The organism is Microbacterium testaceum (genome assembly GCF_001476655.1).
Classification (GTDB): domain Bacteria; phylum Actinomycetota; class Actinomycetes; order Actinomycetales; family Microbacteriaceae; genus Microbacterium; species Microbacterium testaceum_C.
The window spans coordinates 1-4150 of record NZ_LDRT01000054.1 but is presented as its reverse complement, the minus strand read 5'-3'; the positions used below and the strand labels follow the sequence as shown (position 1 = coordinate 4150).

Genomic DNA, 4150 nt, shown 5'->3' with positions numbered 1-4150 from the left:
GGGGGCGGGCGCGGGCGCGGGAGGGCGGCCGTGAAGCGTGGCACGCTCCGCGTCCTGCTCGGCATGGCGCCGGGCGTCGGAAAGACGTACGAGATGCTCGAGGAGGGCCGCCGGCTCGCCGCCGAGGGACGCGACGTCGTCATCGCGGTCGTCGAGACCCACGGCCGGGCCGCCACGGCTGCGCAGGCCGAGGGCCTCGAGGTCGTCCCGCGCCGGACGGTCGCCCACCGCGGAGTCGCGCTCGACGAGATGGATCTCGCGGCGGTGATCGCGCGGCATCCGGATCTCGCCCTCGTTGACGAGCTCGCCCACACCAACGCTCCCGGTTCGACCAACGACAAGCGCTGGACCGACGTCGAAGAACTCCTCGACGCCGGGATCGACGTCATCACCACGGTCAACGTGCAGCACATCGCCTCACTCAACGACGTGGTCGAGAAGATCACGGGCGTCACGCAGCGCGAGACGGTTCCGGATGCCGTCGTCCGCGCGGCCGACCAGATCGAGGTCGTCGACCTCGCCCCGCAGTCGCTGCGGGACCGCCTCTCGGCCGGGTTCGTCTATCCGGCCGAACGCATCGACGCGGCCCTGTCGAACTACTTCCGTCTCGGCAACCTCACGGCGCTGCGCGAGCTCGCGCTGCTGTGGCTCGCCGACGAGGTCGACTCCGCTCTCCAGCGGTACCGCACCGAGCACGGCATCGAGGGATCGTGGCAGGCGCGCGAGCGCGTGGTCGTGGCCCTCACCGGCGGCCCTGAGGGCGAGACGCTGCTGCGGCGCGGGGCGCGCATCGCCGCGAGATCGGCGGGCGGTGACCTGCTCGCCGTGCATGTGTCGACGCAGGACGGGCTCCGCACGAGCAACCCCGGTGCCCTCGTCGCCCAGCGCGCCCTCGTGGAGCAGCTCGGCGGCACCTACCACCAGGTCGTCGGAGACGACGTGGCCACCGCCCTCGTCGACTTCGCCCGCTCGGTCAACGCCTCGCAGCTCGTGATCGGCGTGAGCCGGCGTGGACGCCTCGGGGCGGCCCTGACCGGCCCCGGCATCGGCAACACCGTCATCCGCGCCTCCGGCGACATCGACGTGCACATCGTCAACCACGCCCGCGCCGGCGGCCGCTTCGCGCTCCCGCGTCTGACCGGTCCGGCGCTGAGCATGAAGCGTCGGATCCTCGGCTTCGCCACCGCGCTCGCGGGCGGCCCGATCATCTCGCTGCTCCTGCTGGCCACCGGCTCCGACGACTCGATAACCACAGACGTGCTCAGCTACCAGCTGCTCGTCGTGATCGTCGCCCTGATCGGCGGTATCTGGCCCGCGGTCTTCGCGGCCGTGCTGTCGGGACTCACCCTCGATTTCCTCTTCATCGCCCCCCTGCACACCGTGACGATCAGCGACCCGGTCCACGCGATCGCACTCGCGCTGTACGTCGTGATCGCGATGCTCGTGAGCATCGTGGTCGATCAGGCCGCGCGGCGCGCCCGCGCCGCCCGCCGCGCCGCCGCGGAGGCCGACCTGCTGGCCACCGTGGCCGGGAGCGTCCTGCGCGGAGAGAGCGCCGTGCCCGCGCTGGTGAGCCGAGCCCGCGAGGCCTTCGGTCTCGCGGGGGTGCGGCTGGTGGCATCCGACGGGGCGACCCTGGCCACCGACGGCGAACCGGTGCGCGACGGCCGAGCGACGACCGTGCCGGTGGGCGTCGACCGCGCGGTGCTCGAGCTGCACGGCCGCGACCTCGACGCCGGCGAGCGCCGCCTTCTCGACGTCGTCGTCGCGCAGCTCGCGGCCGCCCTCGAACGCACCGACCTCGCCGAAACGGCCGCCGAAGCCGGGGCCCTCGCCGAGACCGACCAGGTGCGCAGCGCCCTGCTGTCGGCGGTGAGCCACGACCTGCGGCGCCCCCTCGCCGCCGCCGTCGCCTCCCTGGGCGGCCTGCGCGCCGCGGGCGACAACCTGTCGGACGACGACCGCCGCGAGCTGCTCGAGACCGCCGACGAGAGCCTCGCGACCCTGTCGGTGCTCGTCACCGACCTGCTCGACGTCAGCCGCGTGCAGGCGGGAGTGCTCGCCGTCTCGCTGACGCCGACCGACGCGGCGGGCGTCGTGCTGATGGCCCTGGACGAACTCGACCTCGGCCCCGACGACGTCGAACTCGCCCTCGACTCCGACCTCCCGGCCCTGCGCGCCGACCCGGTGCTGCTGCAGCGCGTGCTGGTCAACGTGCTCACCAACGCGCAGCGCTACACGCCCGACGGCGAACGCGTGCGCATCGCGACCAGCCGCCTGGGCGGCACGGCCGAGATCCGCGTGATCGACCACGGGCCGGGCATCGCCCCGGAACGACGCGAGGACATGTTCTCGCCCTTCCAGCGGCTCGGCGACACCGACAACACCGCCGGTCTCGGCCTGGGACTCGCCCTCTCGAGGGGCTTCGCGGAGGGCATGGGCGGCACCCTCACGCCCGAGGACACCCCGGGCGGCGGCCTGACGATGGTCGTGGCCCTGCCGGTGTCGGCCGAAGCCTCCGTGGATGATCCGTACACGGTTCCGCGCGGGGTGGCGGGCGGCTCCCCCGCGCCCGGCCCCGCCGTCGCTCGCGCCCGTTCCGCGTCCGAGGCTGCGGCCGCGGCATCCCGATCCCCGGAGGACGCCCCGTGAAGGTTCTCATCGCCGACGACGACCCGCAGCTCGTGCGCGCCCTGCGCATCACGCTCGCCGCGCACGGCTACGACGTCGTCGCGGCGGCCGACGGCGCCGCCGCCATCACCCTCGCCGCCCAGGCCCACCCCGACCTCGTGCTGCTGGACCTCGGGATGCCGCACCTCGACGGCGTGCAGGTCATCGAGGCGCTGCGGGGGTGGACGACCGCGCCGATCATCGTCGTGTCGGGGCGGACGGGCTCGGCCGACAAGGTCGAGGCGTTGGACGCCGGCGCCGACGACTACGTCACCAAGCCCTTCCAGATCGACGAGCTGCTCGCGCGCCTGCGCGTGCACGCGCGGCGCACCGTGCCGGCGAGCGGGGAGTCGACGGTGCGCTTCGGCGACGTCGAGGTCGACCTGGCCGCGAAGGCGGTGCTGCGCGACGGAAGCCGCGTGCACCTCACGCCCACGGAGTGGCGGATGCTGGAGTTCCTCGCGCGCAACCCGGGCTCGCTCGTGACGCGGCAGACCCTGCTGAAGGAGATCTGGGCGAGCGAGCAGGTCGCCGACAGCGGATACCTGCGGCTGTACATGTCGCAGCTGCGCAAGAAGCTCGAGGCCGACCCCTCGAACCCGGTGCACCTTCTCACCGAGCAGGGGATGGGGTACCGGCTGGTGGTGTGACGCGCCTTCCGCGCGGCGCGTGCAGCTGCGCCGAACTCCTGAAAGACCGAGCCGGTCGCCCCCGTCCGCCCCCGTTCCGGCCACGACCACGCGGGATCTCAGGAGTTTCGATCGTCCTAAGGGTCGTCTCGGCCCTCCGCCGGCCCCTCCCACCCACCGGCCCCGCGACCCGCCCGAGCCGGTCGCCCGGCCGCTGTGGCGGCCACCGGCCGCGCCGAACTCCTGAAGAACCGAGCCGGTCGCCCCCGTCCGCCCCCGTTCCGGCCGCAATCGAGCGGAATCTCAGGAGTTGTGCTCACCCTCCGCCTCGTCCTCGCCCGCGCACGCCTCGAACTCGGCCTGCACGCGCGCGCAGCGGCAGGCGTACACGATCGAGTGCAGCAGCATCAGCGCACCTCGCCGACGGTGTGGCATCCGGGGCAGGGGAAGGCCACCCGGTCGCCGACGCGCACGTCGCCGGGCAGCACGACGGTGCCGCACGGCTCCTCCCCGTGCGCGTCGAGCACCGCGAAGGGCTCGTCGTACGCGTGCGACACCCGGCCGAGCAGCCGCGCCTCGCGCCAGACCGCGTCGAGTCCTGCGGCGCACGCGTCCAGGCGCACCGTGTCGGGCGTGGCATCCACCACCGTCGCGACCACCACGGTCGTCGACAGGACCGCGGATGCCACCCCGCCCGACGCCGGGATCACCGCCGGCCCCGTGCAGACGCAGGGCGTGCCGCAGATCTCGGCGTAGCGGCCGACCGACATCGCGCGGACGGTGACGTCGTCGAGCGTCGGGGCGGAGCCGGCGGGCCACGCCGCGGCGTCGAAGGGCGCCGGGATGCTGGC

General features: G+C 74.0%; 3 protein-coding genes. 2 read left to right on the top strand and 1 reads right to left on the bottom strand.

The window, feature by feature from the left end; genetic code table 11:
• Nucleotides 1-30 precede the first annotated feature (30 nt).
• Nucleotides 31-2652: an ATP-binding protein gene (locus tag NS220_RS09150; protein WP_440589462.1), complete on the top strand. Its 2622-nt coding sequence runs from the start codon at nucleotides 31-33 to the stop codon at nucleotides 2650-2652.
• Entirely contained in the window at nucleotides 2649-3320 is a 672-nt protein-coding gene (locus NS220_RS09145; protein ID WP_058623770.1) for a response regulator, read from the top strand. Before NS220_RS09150 ends, NS220_RS09145 begins: the two co-directional genes overlap by 4 nt.
• A 386-nt stretch (nucleotides 3321-3706) precedes the next feature.
• Here the strand turns inward: NS220_RS09145 and NS220_RS20125 are convergent.
• A partial coding sequence (locus NS220_RS20125) for a hypothetical protein (protein ID WP_058623769.1) occupies nucleotides 3707-4150 on the bottom strand: 444 nt, incomplete at its 5' end.